The sequence below is a fragment of the Streptomyces sp. NPDC001927 genome (assembly GCF_053594455.1).
Genome location: NZ_JBSFEN010000005.1, coordinates 535256 through 551620, shown reverse-complemented (window position 1 = coordinate 551620; position 16365 = coordinate 535256). Strand labels below are relative to the sequence as shown.

The following is a 16365-nucleotide window of genomic DNA, read 5'->3' as shown; positions in this document are numbered from 1 at the left end:
TCAGGACGCCGTCCGTCAGGACGCCAGCCGCTTGACCGCCGCCTCGACCCGCTCGTCCGTCGCCGTGAAGGCCACCCGCACGAACCGCTCCCCCGCCGTCCCGTAGAAGTCGCCGGGCGCGACCAGGATGCCCTTGTCGGCCAGGTACGCCACCGTCTCCCAGCACGGCTCGTCGCGGGTCGCCCACAGGTAGAGGCTCGCCTCGCTGTGCTCGATGCGGAAGCCGTGCGCCTCGAGCGCCGTCCGCAGCGCCGCGCGCCGGGCCGCGTACCGCTCGCGCTGCTCGGCCACGTGCGCGTCGTCGCCGAGCGCGGCGACCGTGGCGGCCTGCACGGGCGCGGCCGTCATCATGCCGCCGTGCTTGCGGATCAGGAGCAGCTCGCCGAGGACGGCCGCGTCGCCCGCGATGAACGCGGCGCGGTAGCCGGCCAGGTTCGAGCGCTTGGAGAGCGAGTGGACGGCGACGATGCCCTCGTACGTACCGCCGCAGACGTCCGGGTGCAGGACCGAGACCGGGTCGGCCTCCCAGCCCAGCTCCAGGTAGCACTCGTCGGAGAAGACGAGGACGCCGTGCTCGCGCGCCCAGGCCACGATCCGGGTCAGCTCGTCCTTGCCGAGGACCTTGCCGGTCGGGTTGGAGGGCGAGTTGAGCCACAGGAGCTTGACCCGCGCCGGGTCCAGGTCGACGGTCGGGTCGTCGTAGACGACGGGCTCCGCGCCGCAGAGCCGGGCGCCGACCTCGTACGTCGGGTAGGCGAGGCGCGGGTACGCGACCTGGTCACCGGCCCCCAGGCCGAGCTGCGTCGGCAGCCAGGCGACCAGCTCCTTGGAGCCGACGACCGGCAGCACGTTGTGGTGGGTGAAGCCGACCGCGCCGAGGCGCCGACCGCACCAGCCGGTGAGCGCGTCCCGCAGCTCGGCGGTGCCCCAGACCGTGGGATAGCCGGGCGAGTCCGCCGCCGCCACGAGCGCCCGCTGGATCAGCTCGGGGACGGGGTCGACCGGGGTGCCCACGGACAGGTCCACGATGCCGTCCGGGTGGGCGACCGCCGTCTTCTTGTACGGCTCCAGCTTGTCCCAGGGGAAGACGGGGAGGCGCGAAGAGACGGCGCCCGAGACTGCGCTCACGAGTTGGCTCACTTCCTCGTACTTCGTAGTACTTCGTACGTACGGAAAACGCGTCGGTCCCGTACAGCGCGCCGGCGGGCGAGGCTGTACGGGACCGAGGACGGTTCGATCAGCCGTTCTGCGGCGGCAGGGCGGCGATGAAGGGGTGGTCGCGCTCGATCAGGCCGAGCTTGGAGGCACCACCGGGCGAACCGAGCTCGTCGAAGAACTCGACGTTCGCCTTGTAGTAGTCCTTCCACTCCTCGGGGGTGTCGTCCTCGTAGAAGATGGCCTCGACCGGGCACACCGGCTCACAAGCACCACAGTCGACGCATTCGTCCGGGTGGATGTACAAGGACCGGGAGCCCTCGTAGATGCAGTCGACGGGGCACTCCTCGATGCATGCCTTGTCCTTGACGTCGACACAAGGCTGCGCGATGACGTAGGTCACGCTGTCGTTCCTCCTCGGTAGGGCTGGTCTGCGCGGGAGCGCGGCGTCGTCGATGCCCGCCCCTAGTATCTCCGTTCTTGGGGACGATCCGAACAGGAGGGGCGGAGAACCTGTGGAATTCACCGCTGGAGGGCGCCTTGAGGTGCGTATTACCCACGCTGACGTGGGAAAACGTGTCTCAGTTCGGTACGTGACGGAGGCGGGTGACCCTGGGGGGGAATTCACCGACGCGGTCGGAGTTCTCACATCCTGGGATCAGAGTGTGCTCTTGATCACACGGAGGACGGGTGAGACCGTCCGAATCCTGGATTCCGCCCTGGTCGCGGGCAAGGTCGTCCCCGCCGCCCCGGCCCGCAGGCGCGGTCCCGCGGCCTCCTTCGACGAGCTGGCGCGGGCGATGGCGCGCGGCTGGCCGCCGGTGGAGAGCGAGGCGCTCGGCGAGTGGACGCTGCGGGCCTCCGGCGGCTTCACGCGGCGCGCGAACTCGGTGCTGCCGCTCGGTGACCCCGGGCTTCCGATGGACGCCGCCCTCGCGCGCGTGCGCGACTGGTACGAGAAGCGGGACCTCCCTCCGTACGTCCAGACGGCGACGGGCGCCGAGGGCACGCAGGAGCTGCTCTGCGCGGAGCTCGAGCGGCACGGCTGGCGGTCGGAGGTCACGGCGGAGGTACGGATCGGGGCCCTCGCCCCGGTCGGCGACCTGGACGCGGACGTCTCGCGGGTCCGGCTCGCGCGGAGCGTCGACGAGGCGTGGCTGCGCCGCTACAACCGGTCCGGTGTGGTCGGGCCCCATGTGCTGAGCGTCCTGTCCGGCGGCCCGAGTGTGTGGTTCGCGTCCGTACCGGGCACGGGAGACATACCGGCGGCGATCGGACGGTGTGTGGTCGACGGCCGCTGGGCCGGGTTCATGGCGGTGGAGGTCGACCCCGAACAGCGGCGTCAGGGCCTGGCCACGGCCGTGATGACGGCGCTCGCCCGGCAGGCCCTCGACGAGGGCGCGTCGGCGGCCTGGCTCCAGGTGGAGCGGGAGAACGACGGGGCGCGGGCGATGTACGAGGGGATGGGCTTCGCGGTCCATCACCACTACCACCACTACCGGCCGGACCTCGGTCCGACGGAGGCGTGAGCGAGGTGGACGGCGTGACGGGCGAGACCGACTGGCGGCGGGAGTTCGCGGAGGAGGCCCGTACGCGGCGCCCGGACCTCGCACGGCTCTGTCTGCTGATCGGGGCGGTGGCGGACGACGGCCTGCGCGAGGCGGACCTGGACGCGGCGGAGATCGAGCTGGACCGGCTGGCCGGTGAGCTGCCGTACGGGATGCACGACCCCGCCGACTGGGTGGCCGCGCTGGAGCGGGTGCTCGGCGGGCGGTACGGGTTCCAGGGCGTCCCGGCCGACTACCAGCGCCTGGAGTCCTCGCTGCTGCACGAGGTGCTGCGGCGCCGGCGCGGGCTGCCGATCCTGCTGTCCGTCGTCTGGATGGAGGTGGCGCGCCGCGCGGGCGCCCCGGTGTACGGCCTCGGCCTGCCGGGCCACTTCGTGATCGGCTTCGGCGACCCGTCGGCCCAGGTCTTCGCGGACCCCTTCGCGGGCGGCCGGCCGATGACCGGTGTGGACGCGGAGCTGCTGGTCGCGGGCGCGACGGGCGAGCCCCTCGAACCGTCGATGCTGCGCCCGACGGACTCGCTGGACATCGTCCTGCGCATCCTCAACAACATCCGCGCCTGGGCGGCCCCCCGCCCGGAGCGCTCCAGCGTGGCGCTGTGGGCGGTGGAACTGTCCCTGCTCCTCCCCTCCCACCCGGCCCGACTCCGCTACGAGCACGCGGAGCTGCTGGTGCAACGCGGCGAGTTCCAGGCGGGCGCGGCGGAGATGGAGGCGTACGCCTCGGTCGTGGACGCGGTCGAACCGAGCGCCGCAGCCTCGATCCGCAACCGCGCCCAGGCGGCCCGGGCACTGCTGAACTGACGTAGGGCCCTAGTCCGCCCGTACGGACGCCCAGATGCGGTCCGAGAGGATTCGGGTCGCCTGGTTGAGGTCGATGTCTTCCGGGGTGGCCAGCCAGCGGTGGGCGGCGACCGCTACCGGGCCGATGATCAGGACCTCCAGGAGTGGGGCCGGGAGGGGGGCGATCTCGCCGGAGTCGATCCAGCGCTTCAGGTGGTCGGCGACGCGGGGGAAGTGGTCCGGTTCGACGCCTCGGGCTCGGTCGGCGTCGACGGCGAGGTAGCTGGAGTACGCCGAGCCGTGCAGGTAGCGGGCGACGGCCGGGTTCTCGCGGATGAAGCGCAGGTACGTCGTCACGAAGGCGCGGATGCCGGTGTGGGCGGTACGGGCTCGGTCGACGGCACCGAGGGCCGCCGTGTACGTCTGCTGCAGGCAGGAGCCGTAGAGGGCCGCCGCCAGGCCGTCGAAGCTGCCGAAGTGGTGGTACAGGCTGCCGAGGCTGACCCCGCTCGCCCGCGTCACCGCGTTGACGGTGAACCCGGCCTGCCCCGACGTGGCGAACACTTCCAGTGCCGCGGCCAGGAGTCTTTCGACGGTGGCCTCGCCACGGGACTGCTTTGCCATGGGGGGAGTATAGGCAGGCGTGAAAAACTCGAATCTTTTTCTAGAAACAATCTCCAAAACCAGACCCCGCGGATCCATACTGCGGGCATGGATGATGATCTGATGATGAAGCTCGTCTCCGGCGCCATCACGGGTGGCCTCGTCGCCCTCGTCGGCTACGCGAGCGTGGCGCGCCGCCGACGGCAGGTCGCCCGCGCGGAGGCGAACCAGACCTCGACCGAGGACCCCACGCAGACGCTGCTGCGGCACGCCGAGGAGGCCGACCGCGAGCGGGACGAACTGGCCGCCCAGGGCCGCCTCACCGACGCGCTCTTCCACGCCGGCGAGGCCGTCGACCACTGGACCGCGCTCACCCAGGCCCGCGTCGGCCGCTTCCAGGGCGAGCGGCAGGCGGCTCTGCGCCGCCAAGAGGAACTCCGCAGCCGCGCGGGGTCGGTCTGAGCCATGGCCGTCGCCACCTGGACCGGCCGGAGCCGGGACTCCGCCGTCGTGTCCGCCGACATCTCCCGCGCCCTCACCGCCGAGCTCGGTCTTCCCGGCCCGCCGCCCACCCACGTCCTCGCGGGCGACAGCGAGGGCGTCCCGGCCGGGAGCCTGCTGCCGCCCCGTGAGCGGTTCAGCGGGATGCCGGCCCTGACGCACTGCTTCGTGTACGTGGACGCCCAGGCGCCGAGACCGTTCGAGCTGCGCGCCTCCGTCCTGACCGGCCGGGCGATCCGGCGCAGCTTCGGCCTGGGCCTGCTCCAGTACGCCGTACCGCTCACCACCCCGGTCCTGGGCCCCGTCGCCCTCGGCGAACGCCGGCCCGGCCGCCCGTCCGCCTTCGAAGGCGACCCGGTGGCGGTGCGCCGGCTCAACTCGGACCCCGAACTCCTCGCCCTGGCCGACCAGGTGTCCACCACCGTCGCCGGCCCGGACTTCAACCACCAGTGGACCGTGGACCGGCTCCTGACCGTCCAGCCGAGCCCGGCGGGCGGCCTGCTCCTGGCCCGCACGCTGCACCGGCAGACCATCGGGGGCTGGTCCCTCTGCGCGGAGGCGGTCCTCACCCTGGCGGCCAGGATCGAGGCCGCGCTGACCTGATTACGCCGCCGGTTCGACGCTCACCGCGATGGCTCGCCCTCGAAGATGAACCGCCAGCACCTCCATCTCGACGAGCGTGCCGACGAGCCCGGCCCCGGCGAGCTCCGTCGCCTGCGCTCGTGCTTCGCCGAGCGACAGTTCCCGTGTACTGCGGAGGGCCAGCACCACGGGAACAAGGCTCGGCAGGTCCCCGGCCAGGCGAAGCCGCGCGGGCCCGTGCGCTTGCAGCAGAGCCTGCCGAATGTGCTCGGGCGTGACGGGCCCGCTGTCCTCCTCGCACCACGCATTCGGGCAGTCCACACATCGCCCTTCGGTGCCCCAACGGAGCACGCCGCAGTCGAAGAACTGACCGACATCGCACGTCGTCGTGGACCCGCAGGCACTGCACGAGCCGGTGACCTGTACTCCTTGCGTGATCACAGGGATCTCCTCAACGTCATGGGTCACATGCTGACGCACCGGCCGTCAAGGACGCTACGAGGACGGCTGGTTGGACGAGCTGATCGGGACGCAGGAGCGGAGCTTGGCCTGACGGCTCCCCCGGCCTCCGCATATCGCGTTGTGGGGCCCAAGGTGCGCCCATAGGGTCGCGGTATGTCTCTACGTCTCCGAATGCAGCAAGCCCTGCCCGACGCGATGCGCGCCCGCGACAAGGCCGCCGTCAGCGCCCTGCGCACGACCCTCGCCGCCCTGGACAACGCCGAGGCGGTGCCCCTGGGCGAGGAGCAGCTCCGCGGCACGGCCCTGGAGGCGTCGCCCGCCGGTGCCGGCGCCACGGAGGCCGTACGGCAGGAGCTCAGCGAGCAGACGGTGGTGGAGGTCGTACGCGCCGAGGCGGCCGAGCGGCTGGAAGCCGCCGAGCAGCTGACCGCGCCCGCCCACGCCGACCGGGCCGAGCGGCTGCGCGCCGAGGCCGAGGTGCTGCTGCGCTTCCTCGACGGTCCCGTCACCACGTGACAACCGTGTGACCCAGTTCACCATCCCTTCCTGTCAGGAATCGGGCCGCTGTCCCGCTCAACCCTCAGAGAGCACGCACACAGCGAGCGAGCGAACTGACGGGAGCAGCTCATGAAGCACCGCATCGTCGTCCTCGGCGCCGGCTACGCCGGGGCCTACGTCGCCGGAAACCTGGCCCGGCGACTGTCCCCGGCGGACACCGAGATCACCGTGGTCAACGCCGAGCCGGACTTCGTCCAGCGGCTGCGGCTGCACCAGCTCGCGGCCGGCCAGGAGATCGAGGCCCCACGGCTCACCGAGGTCTTCGCGGGCACGGGCATCCGGCTGCGCCTGGCCCGTGTGACCGCCGTCGACCCCGTACGCCAGGTCGTCGCCGTCACCGACGGCGAGAGCGGCGACGGCGACAGCGGGGGCGAACTCGGCTACGACACCCTCCTCTACGCCCTCGGCAGCCACGCCGCCGACCACGGCGTCCCCGGCCTCGCGGAGCACGCCTTCGACGTCGCCGGCCGGCCCTCGGCGCTGCGCCTGCGCGACCGCCTGGACCGGATGGACGGCCCCGATCGCACGGACCGCCCCCACGGCAGGAGCGTGGTCGTCGTCGGCGACGGCCTGACCGGCATCGAGACCGCCACCGAGATCGCCGAGTCCCGCCGCGGCCTGGCCGTGACCCTGATCGCCCGCGGCGAGCTGGGCGCCCCGCTCTCCACCGGAGCCCGCGACCACCTGCGCCGGGCCTGCGACCGGCTGGCCATCACCGTCCTGGAGCACACCACCGTCGCCGCCGTCGAAGCGACGCGCGTGCTGTGCGCCGACGGCACCGCCGTCGCGTCGGACGCCACCGTGTGGACCGCCGGGTTCGCGGTCCACCCCCTCGCCGCCGCGAGCGGCCTCGACGTCACGGAGGACGGTCGGATCGTCGTCGACCGCACCATGCGGTCGGTCTCGCACCCGAACGTCTACGCCGCCGGGGACAGCGTCCACGTCATCGGCGACAACGGCCGCCCCCTGCCGATGTCCTGCGCCTCGGCCGGCTACACCGGCCGCCAGGCCATGCTGGCGATCGTGGGCGGCCTCACCGGCCGCAAGGTCGGGAACGTCAAACTGGAGTACGTGGCCAACCACATCAGCCTCGGACGGAGCGACGGCATCCTGCAGTTGGTCGACGGCGAGGCACGGGCGAAGCCGACGTGCGTGCGGGGCCGGAAGGCCGCGCGGTTCAAGGCCGCGGTCCTCGCGACGTCGCTCTGGGCCACCTCCCACCCGACCTTCGGTCTGCCCACGCGCAGGCACCGCCTGGCCGCCGCGTCGACGGACGTGTCCGCCCGGGCGGCGGTCGCGTAGTCGCCCGATCACTAGGGTGACTTCCGTGGACTCCACCGCCTCCGACCCCTTCGACACCAGCCGCTTCGAGGCCGGCCGGAACCGGCTGGCCTCGTTGGCCTACCGGTTGCTCGGCTCCGCCACCGACGCCGAGGACGCCGTGCAGGACGCCTTCCTGCACTGGCAGGCCGCCGACCGGCAGCGGATCGAGGTGCCGGAGGCCTGGCTGACCAAGGTGGTCACCAACCTGTGCCTCGACCGGCTCCGCTCGGCCCAGGCCCGCCGCGAACGCGCCGCCGGCGACTGGCTGCCCGAACCGCTCCTGCAGGGCGACCCGATGCTCGGCCCCGCCGACACCTTCGAGCAGCGCGAATCCGTCTCCCTGGCCGTACTGACCCTCATGGAGCGGCTGTCCCCCGTCGAGCGGGCCGTCTACGTCCTGCGCGAGGCGTTCTCGTACAGCCACGCCGAGATCGCCGAGATCCTCGACATCACCGAGTCCGCGAGCCAGCAGCACCTCCACCGGGCCCGGAACCGGGTCACCACCACCACGCGCCGTCGCCCCGGTGTCGGCGACGGCGAGATCGACCGGGCGGCCGCCCGCCGGATCGTCGAGGAGTTCCTCGCCGCCGCCACCTCGGGCCGTACCGAACAACTGGTGGCCCTGCTCACCGGCGACGCGACCGCGATCTCCGACGGCGCCGGCGGCCTCGCCAAGAAGCTGCTGCGGTACGACACTCCCGAGCGCATCGCCGCCCTCGCCCGGGCCGGCTTCACGTCCACGCCCGCGAAGCGCCGCCTCGTCGGCGGCACACCCGCCCTGCACTACGCCCTGGTCAACGGCGCCCCCGCCCTCCTCGCCGTACTCCCCGACGAGGACGGCGGCCGGGTCGTCGGCTCGGTGACCTTCGACCTCGTCGACGGCAGGATCGCGACGGTACGCGGCATCGCCGCCCCCGACCGTCTCGCCCGCGTCACCGACGCCTGGCGTCGCGACCGACCGGACACACCGCCCCTCGTCGCCGAGTGGTGAACCGCCGCTCGTTCAGGGGCCGTCGGCCCGCTCCCGGGCGCGGCTCCAACCAGCGCGTCGTTCCCCACTGCTGAGCCAGAACCCCCAGCCCGCCCCCTCCATCAGACGTACCATCAGTTACGTCTGATGGACCGAGAGTTGGGGGAGACAGGATGCGAAGCACCACACCCTTACGCGCCGTCGGCGCCGCCACACTGCTCGCTCTGCTCGCCGCCTGCGGCGGCGGTGACGGGGACGGTGGCGCCGGCGACAAGCCGTCCGCCCGCCCGTCCTCCTCGGCGCCCGCCGAAGCGACACCCACCCCCACCGCGGACCCGCTCACCGCGTACGACCCGCCGACCCGGTTCGAGCAGCACGGCGCCGGCCTCCGCGCCCCCGGAGTGGGGGCCGTCGCTCTCGACGAGCAGAAGGCGTACTACATCGCCCCCGGCGAGCTGGTCGCCTGGGACCTCGCGGGCGACGAGGAGATCGGAACGCTCAAGGCCGAGGCGTCCTCCTGGACCCATCACCCCGAACACGACGGCACCTACAAGACGATCCCGTACTCCCCCGGCCTCGGCACGGTCGACGGCAAGCGGTACGCGGTCGCCGCCTTCCCCACCAGCACGAAGGGGTCCGGCAGCAGCCCCGACAGCATCGGCGTCGAGGTGGTCGCGATGGACGCCGAGAGCGGCCAGGAGGCGTGGCGCACGAAGTGGGACCTGCCCAGGTCGGACGAGTCGTACCTGGTCACGTACGTCGCCGGGGTCGTCGGCAGCACGGCGATCGTCGTGTCCCACGGCGAGTACCGGGACCCCGTGACGTACGGAATCGACCTCGTCACCCGCAAGGAGACCTGGCGCAAGGACGACTTCAAGGCGCAGCTGGTCCAGGGCACGCGCGTCCTCGGCCAGAAGCGCGGGGCCGACGATGCCGTCGCGCTGGGGGCCGTCGACGGCGCGAACGGGCGGGACCTGTGGACGGGGATGGAGGTCGGCGAGGATTGGCCGGTCAAGGCCTTCGCGCCGGACCGCGCCTGGGTGGCGGACCCGGAGGGCGGAGTGGTGGTCGACAGCGCGACCGGCAAGGACGTGGAGTACGAAGGCTTCGGCGAGCGGCTGCACCGGACCTGGAAGTGTGTGGACGACCAGCTCAAGACCACCTTCTGCGCCGCCGGTACGGTCGAGGGCGCGGAGATCTCCGCGTACGACCGGGCCGGAAAGCGCCTGTGGCGCGTGGGCGGTCCGACGGACGACTCGGGACGAAAGTCGATGACCCTGCGGTACGCGTTCCACGGGGTGGTCTACGCGACCTTCAACGACGACACGAACGCGGCGATCGTCCTTGACGGAGCGACCGGGGCCGACAAGGCCACCGATCCCGGATTGGTACCACTGCTGGCCAACCCGTACGTGGGGCTGTCGTACTCGGGGCAGGGCACGGTCGCAGTCCTCCGCGCCACGCGTTGACCACCCGCAGCGCGGCCAAGGGCCATAGGATCACCGCGCGTTCGCGGGAGATCCGAGGGGGAGCCGTGGGGGAACCGGTATGAGGCCGCTCGACGCATCCGTGCCGGCGGAGGCCGGGCCGTACCGCCTGCTCACCGAACTCGGCAGCGGCGGCATGGGCCGTGTCTTCCTCGGCGCGGCCCCTGACGGCCGCCTCGCGGCGGTGAAGCAGGTGCACCACCGCTTCGCCGCCGAGGACGGCTTCCGGAGCCGGTTCCGCCGCGAGGTCACCGCCTCCCGCAAGGTCTCGGGCGCCTATACGGCCGCCGTGATGGACGCCGACGCGGACGCCGAGCTGCCGTGGCTGGCCTCGGTGTTCGTCGCCGGACCGTCGCTCGGCGCCGCCGTGACTGCCACGGGGCCGCTGCCCGCCGAGACCGTACGCCGGCTGGCTCTGGGCCTGGTGACGGCGCTGGAGGAGATCCACCGGGTGGGCCTGATCCACCGCGACCTGAAGCCGGAGAACGTCCTGCTCGCCGAGGACGGCGTCCGCGTCATCGACTTCGGCATCGCACGGGCGGTGGAGCCGGTGGGCTCGACGGCGCTGACGCAGACGGGGTGGGTGATCGGCTCGCCGCCGTTCATGTCGCCCGAACAGGCCGAGAGCAAGGAACTCACCCCGGCGAGCGACGTGTTCTCGCTGGGTTCAGTCCTGGCCCTGGCGTCGACGGGACGCGCGCCCTTCGCCGCCGCGTCGATGTTCCTGACGCTCCACAACGTCGTCCACACCGAGCCCGACCTTGGCGACGTGCCGGACGACCTGCGCCCGATCGTGGCCCGGTGCCTGGCGAAGGAGCCTTCGGATCGCCCGACTCCGGCCGAACTCCGGGACCTCCTCGGCCCGGTCCGGCCCGCGACCCGGCCGTGGCCGTCCGCCGTCCATGGCCTGATCGCCGACCAGAAGGACCGCCTGGTCGAGCTGCTGGGCGAAGGTGACAGCGCGGAACGCACATCGCCGGAGGCGCCCGAGGTTGACGTGGAGGTCGAGGACGTCGAACCCGAAGTCGTCGAGCCCGAGGCTGAGCCCGAGGTCGATCGGGACGCCCGGACCGTCACGGCCGCCGCGCAGCCGGCACCGCCGACGCCCTCCCCGCGCAAGCGCGGCAAGCTGGTGGCCCTGGTCACCGCCGGCGCGGTCGCCCTGGCAGGTGCGGGAGTCGGTACGTACCTGCTGCTGCGCAATACGGACGGAGGCGAGCCGGACAAGTACGCGAAGACTCCGCTCTGCGCGGACGCCGCCCCCTCGCTACCCCTTCCCGCGCGGGAGTCCAGCCGGGACACCAACGGGACGTCAGGCCCCTTCGATGTAACCCGCTGTGAGTGGTACGACGGCGAGACCCCTGCCATGAACTGGGCGGCACGCCCGCACGCCATCGTCCAGTGGACCGTCCGGCGCACCGTGGACGGGGGTGAGAACGGGACCACCCTCCAGGACCAGGAGTTCGACGGTATCTCGAAGCCGCCCACCCTCCGGGACACGACGGTCGACTACGCGGACGAGGCCTCCTGGGACCCGTCCAACGAGAACCTGAACTGCTCGCTGAACGTCCGTGACGGCAACGCCGTGGTGTGGGTCGCACTCAGCGGCGACAGCCACCCCGACGGCTCGTGCGAGTCGGAGGCCAGGGCGATCGCGCAGGCGGCGGTGTCAACGGTCCCCAAGTGACCCCTTCACCCCGTCCACGAACGCCGACCAGGCGGTGGCGGGGAAGAGGAGCGCGGGGCCAGTGGGGTTCTTGCTGTCCCGGACGGGGACGTGGGCGGGGCATGCGCCATCGTTGACTTCGAGGCAGTCGCCACTCTCGCCCCCGCTGTACGAGGACTTACGCCACGCGTCGCTCACTTCGAGGCAGTCGCCGCTGTTCCCGCCGCTGTAGGAGGACTTGCGCCAGGCGGGGAGGACCGAGGCGTCAGGGATGCTGGACGTTCCGTGCTGCATGGTCGTATTCCTCCGCTGCGGACCTGATCAGTTCCAGCGACGCACGATGGGAGAGCGCGTCGCCCAGAGCGTGATCGTAGGCCACCTGACAGTCCCGAACCACGGCCGGATCCTCCCAGACACGGCCGGACTTGAGCCCTTCCACGTACGCGATCGGCGGTTGGTCCTCGAACCACATGAGCTTGACTTCGCCCTCGATCAGCGAGTGGTAGCCGCCCGAGAAGGGCAGCACATGCACGCGGATGCGGCGGGTCTCCCCTAAGCGCACGATGTGACGGAGCTGCTCGCACATCACCTTCGGCCCCCCGACGTGCCGCCTCAACACTGCCTCGTCCAGGAGCACCCAGACCACGGGCGAGTCGAAGTTCTCCAGTATTCCGGCCCGCTCCAGCCGTGTGACAAGGAGCCGGTCACGTTCCTCGTCGCTCTTCGGCGTCGAACCGGAGTTCAGAACTTCCCTGGCGTACGCCTCCGTCTGAAGAATGCCCGGCACGAGCTTCGGGGCGTACTCCCGGATCACAACCGCCTGGCCCTCGAACTCCAGCGCCTCCGCGAAGTGCTCGGCCACCTTCTTGCCGTCCAGGACCGGCAGGAAGCGTTCGAAGAAGTCGTCGCCCGGGTTCAGCGCGCGGTCCAGGCGGCGGGCGTCCTCCGCGCTCGGGCGGCGGCGGCCTGCTTCCATGTGGGCCAGGTGCGTGCGCGAGATGATCGCGACCTCGCTGAGCTGCTCCTGGGTGAGGCCCGCCGCTTCCCGTCGGCGTTTCAGCTCTTCACCGTATTTTCGACGGGTCTCAGGATTGTCCTCGATCGCCATCGCCAACCCCCCGACGTGCTGGTCGCGTTGTCACGTGCAAACCCCTGTCGAGCGTAACGTGATCCACGCCACTGTGTGACCGGAACAGCACACAGAGCGAAAGGGCTCGCGAGCAATGCAAACCCCCCACGGTCCCGGCGCCTTCGTCGCCCACACCGGAACCGACGTGTACGGCCCCGGCAAGGTCATCGGCGTGGACGGAGTCCATCGGCGTGTGCGGTTCGTGCACTTCGTTGCCACGATCCGCGCCGACGACCTCCGCGCCGCCTCGCCCCGCGAGACGCGGGAGATCCAGGCGTGGCTGCGCGCCAAGCAGCAGCGGTACGGCGGCGAGTGGTGATGCGGCTGCGCGTCTCGCGGGACGGTGGGCGGACCTGGTCCGAGGTCAGGACCTACACGCCTCGGCGGGGAGAAGTGCCGGTCGAACCGATTCTGCGCTATCCGCCCTGCCGTTGCCCGCGCTGCTCCGTCACTGCAAGCGACCATACGGTCACTCATCCTGCTGTACGGTGAGCACAAAAAAGCGGCCCCCGAGCTGGTTGCAGCCAGCGCCGAGGGCCTTCACTTCGAGTGCGCTATCCCTAGGAGCACCCAAAATGCTTCGTCATGCTATCCCTCCGGCTTGTCGCTTCAGCCAGATCTCCCACGAGATCCTGCGCCATCCGGAGCTCAATTCCGATGCCGTACGGCTGCTCTGCTGGCAGCTCTCCCTTCCCGACGGCGTCAACGAGCCGCTCTCCAAGACCGCCGAACGAGCGGGCATCCGTAAGGTCGCCTTCCACCGCGCCAAGGGGCAGTTGAAGCTCGCCGGCTACTTCCACGAGTGGCGCGAGCAGGGCACGGGCGGGCGGTGGGCCACCCGGCAGCTCGTCTCCAACGTGCCGCTCAGTCCCAGCGAGGTGGCCGCCCTACGGTCCGGCACACCGGTCACCTCCCAGCCGACCCCACCGACGGACACACGTCCGGCCGCCGGTGAGCCGACCCGTCGGGCCATCGGCCGTCATCCAGATCTGACACCCGTAGGGAACACCTCCACCCCTCCGCCGCCCGAGGTCGCGGAGGCCCCGGAGGCCGCGCCTGAGGAAGCTCGGCGGATCGTCGACGAACTGCCCGCTCTCGATCCCCGGCTGCGCGTACCGCGCGCCATGCTCCCCGAGTTGGCGGGCCTGGCGGCCCGCTGGCTGGATGCGGGGCACGTCGCCGAGTCCGTACGGGACGCTGTCGCCCGCTGCCTGCCAGGCCGGGGCAGTCCGATCCACCGGCCCGGTGGGTTGCTGCGGTACATCCTCCGCGAGGTGCCACCCGTACCGCCGCCGCCCGCGCGGCCCCGGGTCGCCTCGCTCCGCGAGTGCGAGAGCGGGCTTCACGTCCAGCCGTACCTGTTCCGCCCGTTGGCGGACGAGGACCACTGCGTGGACTGCCATCCGGCCTTCCCCACCGCTCCCCCTTCGCCCACGCCCGCACTGATCGGCCCCGCTCTCGCCCGCGCGGCCCTCCGGGGGCGCATCTAGGCGAGGGACCCCGGGGCGTGGCCGTGACTCATCAGTGCGGCACGATGTCGGCGGGATCTCTTCTTGGGGGGGCAGGGATGTACGAGGACACCGCGCCGGTGGATGTCTGGGGACCGAAGTGGCGGCTCAAGGCGCTGCGACCGGTGTGGAAGACGGCCGAGGAGGACCGCCCGAACGACGGCGCCTCGTCCACGATCCTGGTCGAGCCGCTCGGCGGGCTGCTCCTCCGGGACACCGTCATCCGCGCCGATCTCGACGGGCTGCGGGCCTACGACATCCGCGACGGCGGCATCGAGGGCGGGGGTGAGGCCGCCGACCCCCGCTGGACCTGGACCACCCCCGGCCGCAACGTCGTGGTGGAGGTCTCCTGGGACGTCGACGCGGGGCTCGCGTACGTCCTCCACCACGACGACTCGCAGTCCGGTGGAGGCCAGCCCAGGATCGCGGCCGTCGACCTCGCCGAGGGCACGCGGGTCTCGTCGCACGCCTACCGCGGCGATTCCCCGTCCGACGCGGTGCACCGTGCGCTCTACGGCTCCGCTCCGACCACCGTCCTGAGCGGGCGGCACGTCGTCTCGGTCACCGACGCGCACGTCAAGTCGGTCGACGTGCGCGACCGCAGCAAGGCTTGGCGCACTTCCTTGAGGGTCGAGGTGAATACCGAGGACGCCTGGATCGCCAACGTCGACCCGCTGATCGTCGTCAGCACGGAACGCGGCACCCGAGGCCGGCGAAGAATCCTCGTCCTCGACGAGCAGGGCAAGGTCACGGCGTCCCCCGCCCTCCCCAGCCGGTACGAGCGGGTCGAGCAGCCGTCCACCGTCGTCAACGGCGTCCTCGTCGCCACGGTGAACCCGGACCACACCCCCTCCGTCCAGGACGAGGAATGGCAGACCGAGAAGCCGGACTGGATCGGCGGCATCGACCTGTCCACGGGCAAGATCCTCTGGAAGCGCTCCTTCCAGCGGCTACGCGGCCAATGCCTCGTCCCGTACCGCGGGTGGCTGCTGGTGCTCGACAAGTTCGGCACGCGGGTGACGGTGCTCGACGCCCGCGACGGACGGGTGGTCGCCCGCCGCCGACTGCGCGGCTACGGCTACGGAACGCTCTGCGTGGCCGACGACCGCTTCGCCGTGATCACTCACCCGACCTACTCGATGCCCATACGCGTCTTCCACTGGCGGTAGGGCGCTCACGGTAGGGCCTGTTCGGAGTAGTCCGGATGCGGTCCGGCGCGACGGGCCGAACCATGACGCTATGTCGCATCAGGAGTCGCAGCCCGGGTGGGGACGGCCGCAGCCGGGCGGGGGTGGTGAGCCGCCTCGCCGTGGGCGCAGCACCGGAAAGATCATCGGTTTCTCGTGCCTGGGCCTGATCGCCGTGGCCGTCGCCCTGATCGCCGCCGTCACGCTGACCGTCGGAGACGACGATCCCGAGCGCAGGGCCCCGACGAACTCGGCCACTCCCACGGCGGACGGGCCCCGGGGTGACGTGCGGATCGCCTCGTGCGAGGTGGACCTGGTGACGAAGTGGCCGAGCGCGGAGTTGCTGATCACCAACCGGTCGAGCAAGACCAGCAACTACATGGTCCAGGTCGAGTTCGTCGACGCGGCGAACAAACGACTGAGCGAGGCGTACGCGGCGACCAACAACGTCGCGCCCGGGCAGCAGTCGAGGGTGAAGGCCCAGTCGCTGGACCAGGTCGCCGTCAAGATCAGCTGCCGAGTCTCGGACGTCTCCCGCTTCGCCTCCTGAGAGGCCTACTCGCCGGCCCACCACTTACGGGGTGCACCCGTCTCGAAGTGCAGTCCGTCGTGGCCACGCGGCAGGTCGCAGAAGAAGTTCCCCTGCGGATCAATCGTCCAGCTGTCCGGTCCGGGCTCCATGCAGCGAGCCTCGGGCTTCGCAGCCGTGTCCGGAGTCGTCTGCGTATCCGATGCGGGAATCTGATCGTCGGTCATACAGACATTCTCTCCCGCAGCCGCCGTCGGCACGAGCATCACCCCTCCCCTACCCGGGAGTTGTCTGTACAACTCCCGGTCGCCGTTCGCCGATCGGCCTTCAAGAGTTCACTCCCGACTGCTGCGAT

General features: G+C 71.5%; 20 protein-coding genes. 13 read left to right on the top strand and 7 right to left on the bottom strand.

Going from position 1 to position 16365, the window contains the following annotated elements; genetic code table 11:
* Positions 1-15: 15 nt before the first annotated feature.
* Both ACWCO8_RS16430 and fdxA read right to left on the bottom strand, forming a co-directional pair.
* Positions 16-1128 (bottom strand): bifunctional succinyldiaminopimelate transaminase/glutamate-prephenate aminotransferase, encoded by a 1113-nt coding sequence (locus tag ACWCO8_RS16430; protein WP_451032757.1) that lies wholly within the window; start codon positions 1126-1128, stop codon positions 16-18.
* A 109-nt stretch (positions 1129-1237) separates the two neighbouring features.
* Entirely contained in the window at positions 1238-1558 is a 321-nt protein-coding gene (gene fdxA, locus ACWCO8_RS16425; RefSeq protein ID WP_003985062.1) for a ferredoxin, read from the bottom strand.
* A 112-nt stretch (positions 1559-1670) separates the two neighbouring features.
* Between fdxA and ACWCO8_RS16420 the strand changes: the two genes are divergently transcribed.
* Both ACWCO8_RS16420 and ACWCO8_RS16415 read left to right on the top strand, forming a co-directional pair.
* Complete coding sequence (locus tag ACWCO8_RS16420; protein WP_451032756.1) at positions 1671-2684, top strand: GNAT family N-acetyltransferase; 1014 nt, start codon at positions 1671-1673, stop codon at positions 2682-2684.
* The gene (locus tag ACWCO8_RS16415) at positions 2681-3526 is read left to right on the top strand and encodes a transglutaminase family protein (RefSeq protein WP_451032755.1); all 846 of its coding nucleotides are present in this window, start codon (positions 2681-2683) and stop codon (positions 3524-3526) included. The genes ACWCO8_RS16420 and ACWCO8_RS16415 overlap by 4 nt, the downstream gene beginning before the upstream one ends.
* A gap of 9 nt (positions 3527-3535) precedes the next feature.
* Here the strand turns inward: ACWCO8_RS16415 and ACWCO8_RS16410 are convergent, their stop codons facing one another.
* Positions 3536-4129 (bottom strand): TetR/AcrR family transcriptional regulator, encoded by a 594-nt coding sequence (locus ACWCO8_RS16410; protein WP_451032754.1) that lies wholly within the window; start codon positions 4127-4129, stop codon positions 3536-3538.
* 87 nt (positions 4130-4216) lie between these two features.
* Here ACWCO8_RS16410 and ACWCO8_RS16405 point away from each other — a divergent pair, with 87 nt between their 5' ends.
* Positions 4217-4570: a hypothetical protein gene (locus ACWCO8_RS16405; RefSeq protein WP_451032753.1), complete on the top strand. Its 354-nt coding sequence runs from the start codon at positions 4217-4219 to the stop codon at positions 4568-4570.
* A 3-nt stretch (positions 4571-4573) separates the two neighbouring features.
* The gene (locus ACWCO8_RS16400) at positions 4574-5212 is read left to right on the top strand and encodes a hypothetical protein (RefSeq protein ID WP_451032752.1); all 639 of its coding nucleotides are present in this window, start codon (positions 4574-4576) and stop codon (positions 5210-5212) included.
* Here the strand turns inward: ACWCO8_RS16400 and ACWCO8_RS16395 are convergent, their stop codons facing one another.
* A complete protein-coding gene (locus tag ACWCO8_RS16395; protein ID WP_451032751.1) occupies positions 5213-5632 on the bottom strand; it encodes a hypothetical protein in 420 nt (139 codons plus the stop codon). It lies immediately after the preceding gene.
* Between the two features lie 216 nt (positions 5633-5848).
* On the opposite strand from ACWCO8_RS16395, the gene ACWCO8_RS16390 reads away from it, so the two are divergent.
* The 5 genes from ACWCO8_RS16390 (at position 5849) to ACWCO8_RS16370 (ending at position 11678) form a co-directional block, all read left to right on the top strand.
* A complete protein-coding gene (locus ACWCO8_RS16390; RefSeq protein ID WP_362011457.1) occupies positions 5849-6169 on the top strand; it encodes a GatB/YqeY domain-containing protein in 321 nt (106 codons plus the stop codon).
* Between the two features lie 111 nt (positions 6170-6280).
* The gene (locus tag ACWCO8_RS16385) at positions 6281-7513 is read left to right on the top strand and encodes an NAD(P)/FAD-dependent oxidoreductase (RefSeq protein WP_451032750.1); all 1233 of its coding nucleotides are present in this window, start codon (positions 6281-6283) and stop codon (positions 7511-7513) included.
* Positions 7514-7538: 25 nt separating this feature from the next.
* Positions 7539-8525: a sigma-70 family RNA polymerase sigma factor gene (locus tag ACWCO8_RS16380; protein WP_451032749.1), complete on the top strand. Its 987-nt coding sequence runs from the start codon at positions 7539-7541 to the stop codon at positions 8523-8525.
* Between the two features lie 152 nt (positions 8526-8677).
* A complete protein-coding gene (locus tag ACWCO8_RS16375; RefSeq protein ID WP_451032748.1) occupies positions 8678-9973 on the top strand; it encodes a hypothetical protein in 1296 nt (431 codons plus the stop codon).
* A gap of 79 nt (positions 9974-10052) precedes the next feature.
* Entirely contained in the window at positions 10053-11678 is a 1626-nt protein-coding gene (locus tag ACWCO8_RS16370; protein WP_451032747.1) for a serine/threonine-protein kinase, read from the top strand.
* Here ACWCO8_RS16370 and ACWCO8_RS16365 read toward each other — a convergent pair.
* Together ACWCO8_RS16365 and ACWCO8_RS16360 are read right to left on the bottom strand one after the other, a co-directional pair.
* A complete protein-coding gene (locus tag ACWCO8_RS16365; RefSeq protein WP_451032746.1) occupies positions 11661-11951 on the bottom strand; it encodes a DUF397 domain-containing protein in 291 nt (96 codons plus the stop codon). The two genes, ACWCO8_RS16370 and ACWCO8_RS16365, sit on opposite strands and share 18 nt — an antisense overlap.
* On the bottom strand, positions 11923-12765 hold the full coding sequence (locus ACWCO8_RS16360; RefSeq protein ID WP_451032745.1) for a helix-turn-helix domain-containing protein: 843 nt from the start codon (positions 12763-12765) through the stop codon (positions 11923-11925). Before ACWCO8_RS16360 ends, ACWCO8_RS16365 begins: the two co-directional genes overlap by 29 nt.
* Positions 12766-12880: 115 nt before the next feature.
* Here ACWCO8_RS16360 and ACWCO8_RS16355 point away from each other — a divergent pair, with 115 nt between their 5' ends.
* From ACWCO8_RS16355 to ACWCO8_RS16340, 4 genes are all read left to right on the top strand, one after another.
* Positions 12881-13105, top strand: coding sequence for a hypothetical protein (locus ACWCO8_RS16355; protein ID WP_451032744.1), 225 nt, complete (start codon positions 12881-12883; stop codon positions 13103-13105).
* Between the two features lie 256 nt (positions 13106-13361).
* On the top strand, positions 13362-14276 hold the full coding sequence (locus tag ACWCO8_RS16350) for a hypothetical protein (RefSeq protein ID WP_451032743.1): 915 nt from the start codon (positions 13362-13364) through the stop codon (positions 14274-14276).
* Positions 14277-14353: 77 nt separating this feature from the next.
* Positions 14354-15463 (top strand): outer membrane protein assembly factor BamB family protein, encoded by a 1110-nt coding sequence (locus tag ACWCO8_RS16345; RefSeq protein ID WP_451032742.1) that lies wholly within the window; start codon positions 14354-14356, stop codon positions 15461-15463.
* A gap of 70 nt (positions 15464-15533) precedes the next feature.
* Entirely contained in the window at positions 15534-16031 is a 498-nt protein-coding gene (locus tag ACWCO8_RS16340; RefSeq protein WP_451032741.1) for an FxLYD domain-containing protein, read from the top strand.
* Between the two features lie 5 nt (positions 16032-16036).
* On the opposite strand, the gene ACWCO8_RS16335 is transcribed toward ACWCO8_RS16340, so the two are convergent.
* Positions 16037-16237: a hypothetical protein gene (locus ACWCO8_RS16335; protein WP_451032740.1), complete on the bottom strand. Its 201-nt coding sequence runs from the start codon at positions 16235-16237 to the stop codon at positions 16037-16039.
* Positions 16238-16365 lie beyond the last annotated feature (128 nt).

Bases quoted from the DNA above. Each gene is read 5' to 3' on its own strand.
- ACWCO8_RS16410 (WP_451032754.1), bottom strand. From the start codon at position 4,129: ATGGCAAAGCAGTCCCGTGGCGAGGCCACCGTCGAAAGACTCCTGGCC.
- ACWCO8_RS16405 (WP_451032753.1), top strand. From the start codon at position 4,217: ATGGATGATGATCTGATGATGAAGCTCGTCTCCGGCGCCATCACGGGT.
- ACWCO8_RS16400 (WP_451032752.1), top strand. From the start codon at position 4,574: ATGGCCGTCGCCACCTGGACCGGCCGGAGCCGGGACTCCGCCGTCGTG.
- ACWCO8_RS16390 (WP_362011457.1), top strand. From the start codon at position 5,849: ATGCGCGCCCGCGACAAGGCCGCCGTCAGCGCCCTGCGCACGACCCTC.
- ACWCO8_RS16385 (WP_451032750.1), top strand. From the start codon at position 6,281: ATGAAGCACCGCATCGTCGTCCTCGGCGCCGGCTACGCCGGGGCCTAC.
- ACWCO8_RS16375 (WP_451032748.1), top strand. From the start codon at position 8,678: ATGCGAAGCACCACACCCTTACGCGCCGTCGGCGCCGCCACACTGCTC.
- ACWCO8_RS16370 (WP_451032747.1), top strand. From the start codon at position 10,053: ATGAGGCCGCTCGACGCATCCGTGCCGGCGGAGGCCGGGCCGTACCGC.
- ACWCO8_RS16365 (WP_451032746.1), bottom strand. From the start codon at position 11,951: ATGCAGCACGGAACGTCCAGCATCCCTGACGCCTCGGTCCTCCCCGCC.
- ACWCO8_RS16360 (WP_451032745.1), bottom strand. From the start codon at position 12,765: ATGGCGATCGAGGACAATCCTGAGACCCGTCGAAAATACGGTGAAGAG.
- ACWCO8_RS16355 (WP_451032744.1), top strand. From the start codon at position 12,881: ATGCAAACCCCCCACGGTCCCGGCGCCTTCGTCGCCCACACCGGAACC.
- ACWCO8_RS16350 (WP_451032743.1), top strand. From the start codon at position 13,362: ATGCTTCGTCATGCTATCCCTCCGGCTTGTCGCTTCAGCCAGATCTCC.
- ACWCO8_RS16345 (WP_451032742.1), top strand. From the start codon at position 14,354: ATGTACGAGGACACCGCGCCGGTGGATGTCTGGGGACCGAAGTGGCGG.
- ACWCO8_RS16340 (WP_451032741.1), top strand. From the start codon at position 15,534: ATGTCGCATCAGGAGTCGCAGCCCGGGTGGGGACGGCCGCAGCCGGGC.
- ACWCO8_RS16335 (WP_451032740.1), bottom strand. From the start codon at position 16,237: ATGACCGACGATCAGATTCCCGCATCGGATACGCAGACGACTCCGGAC.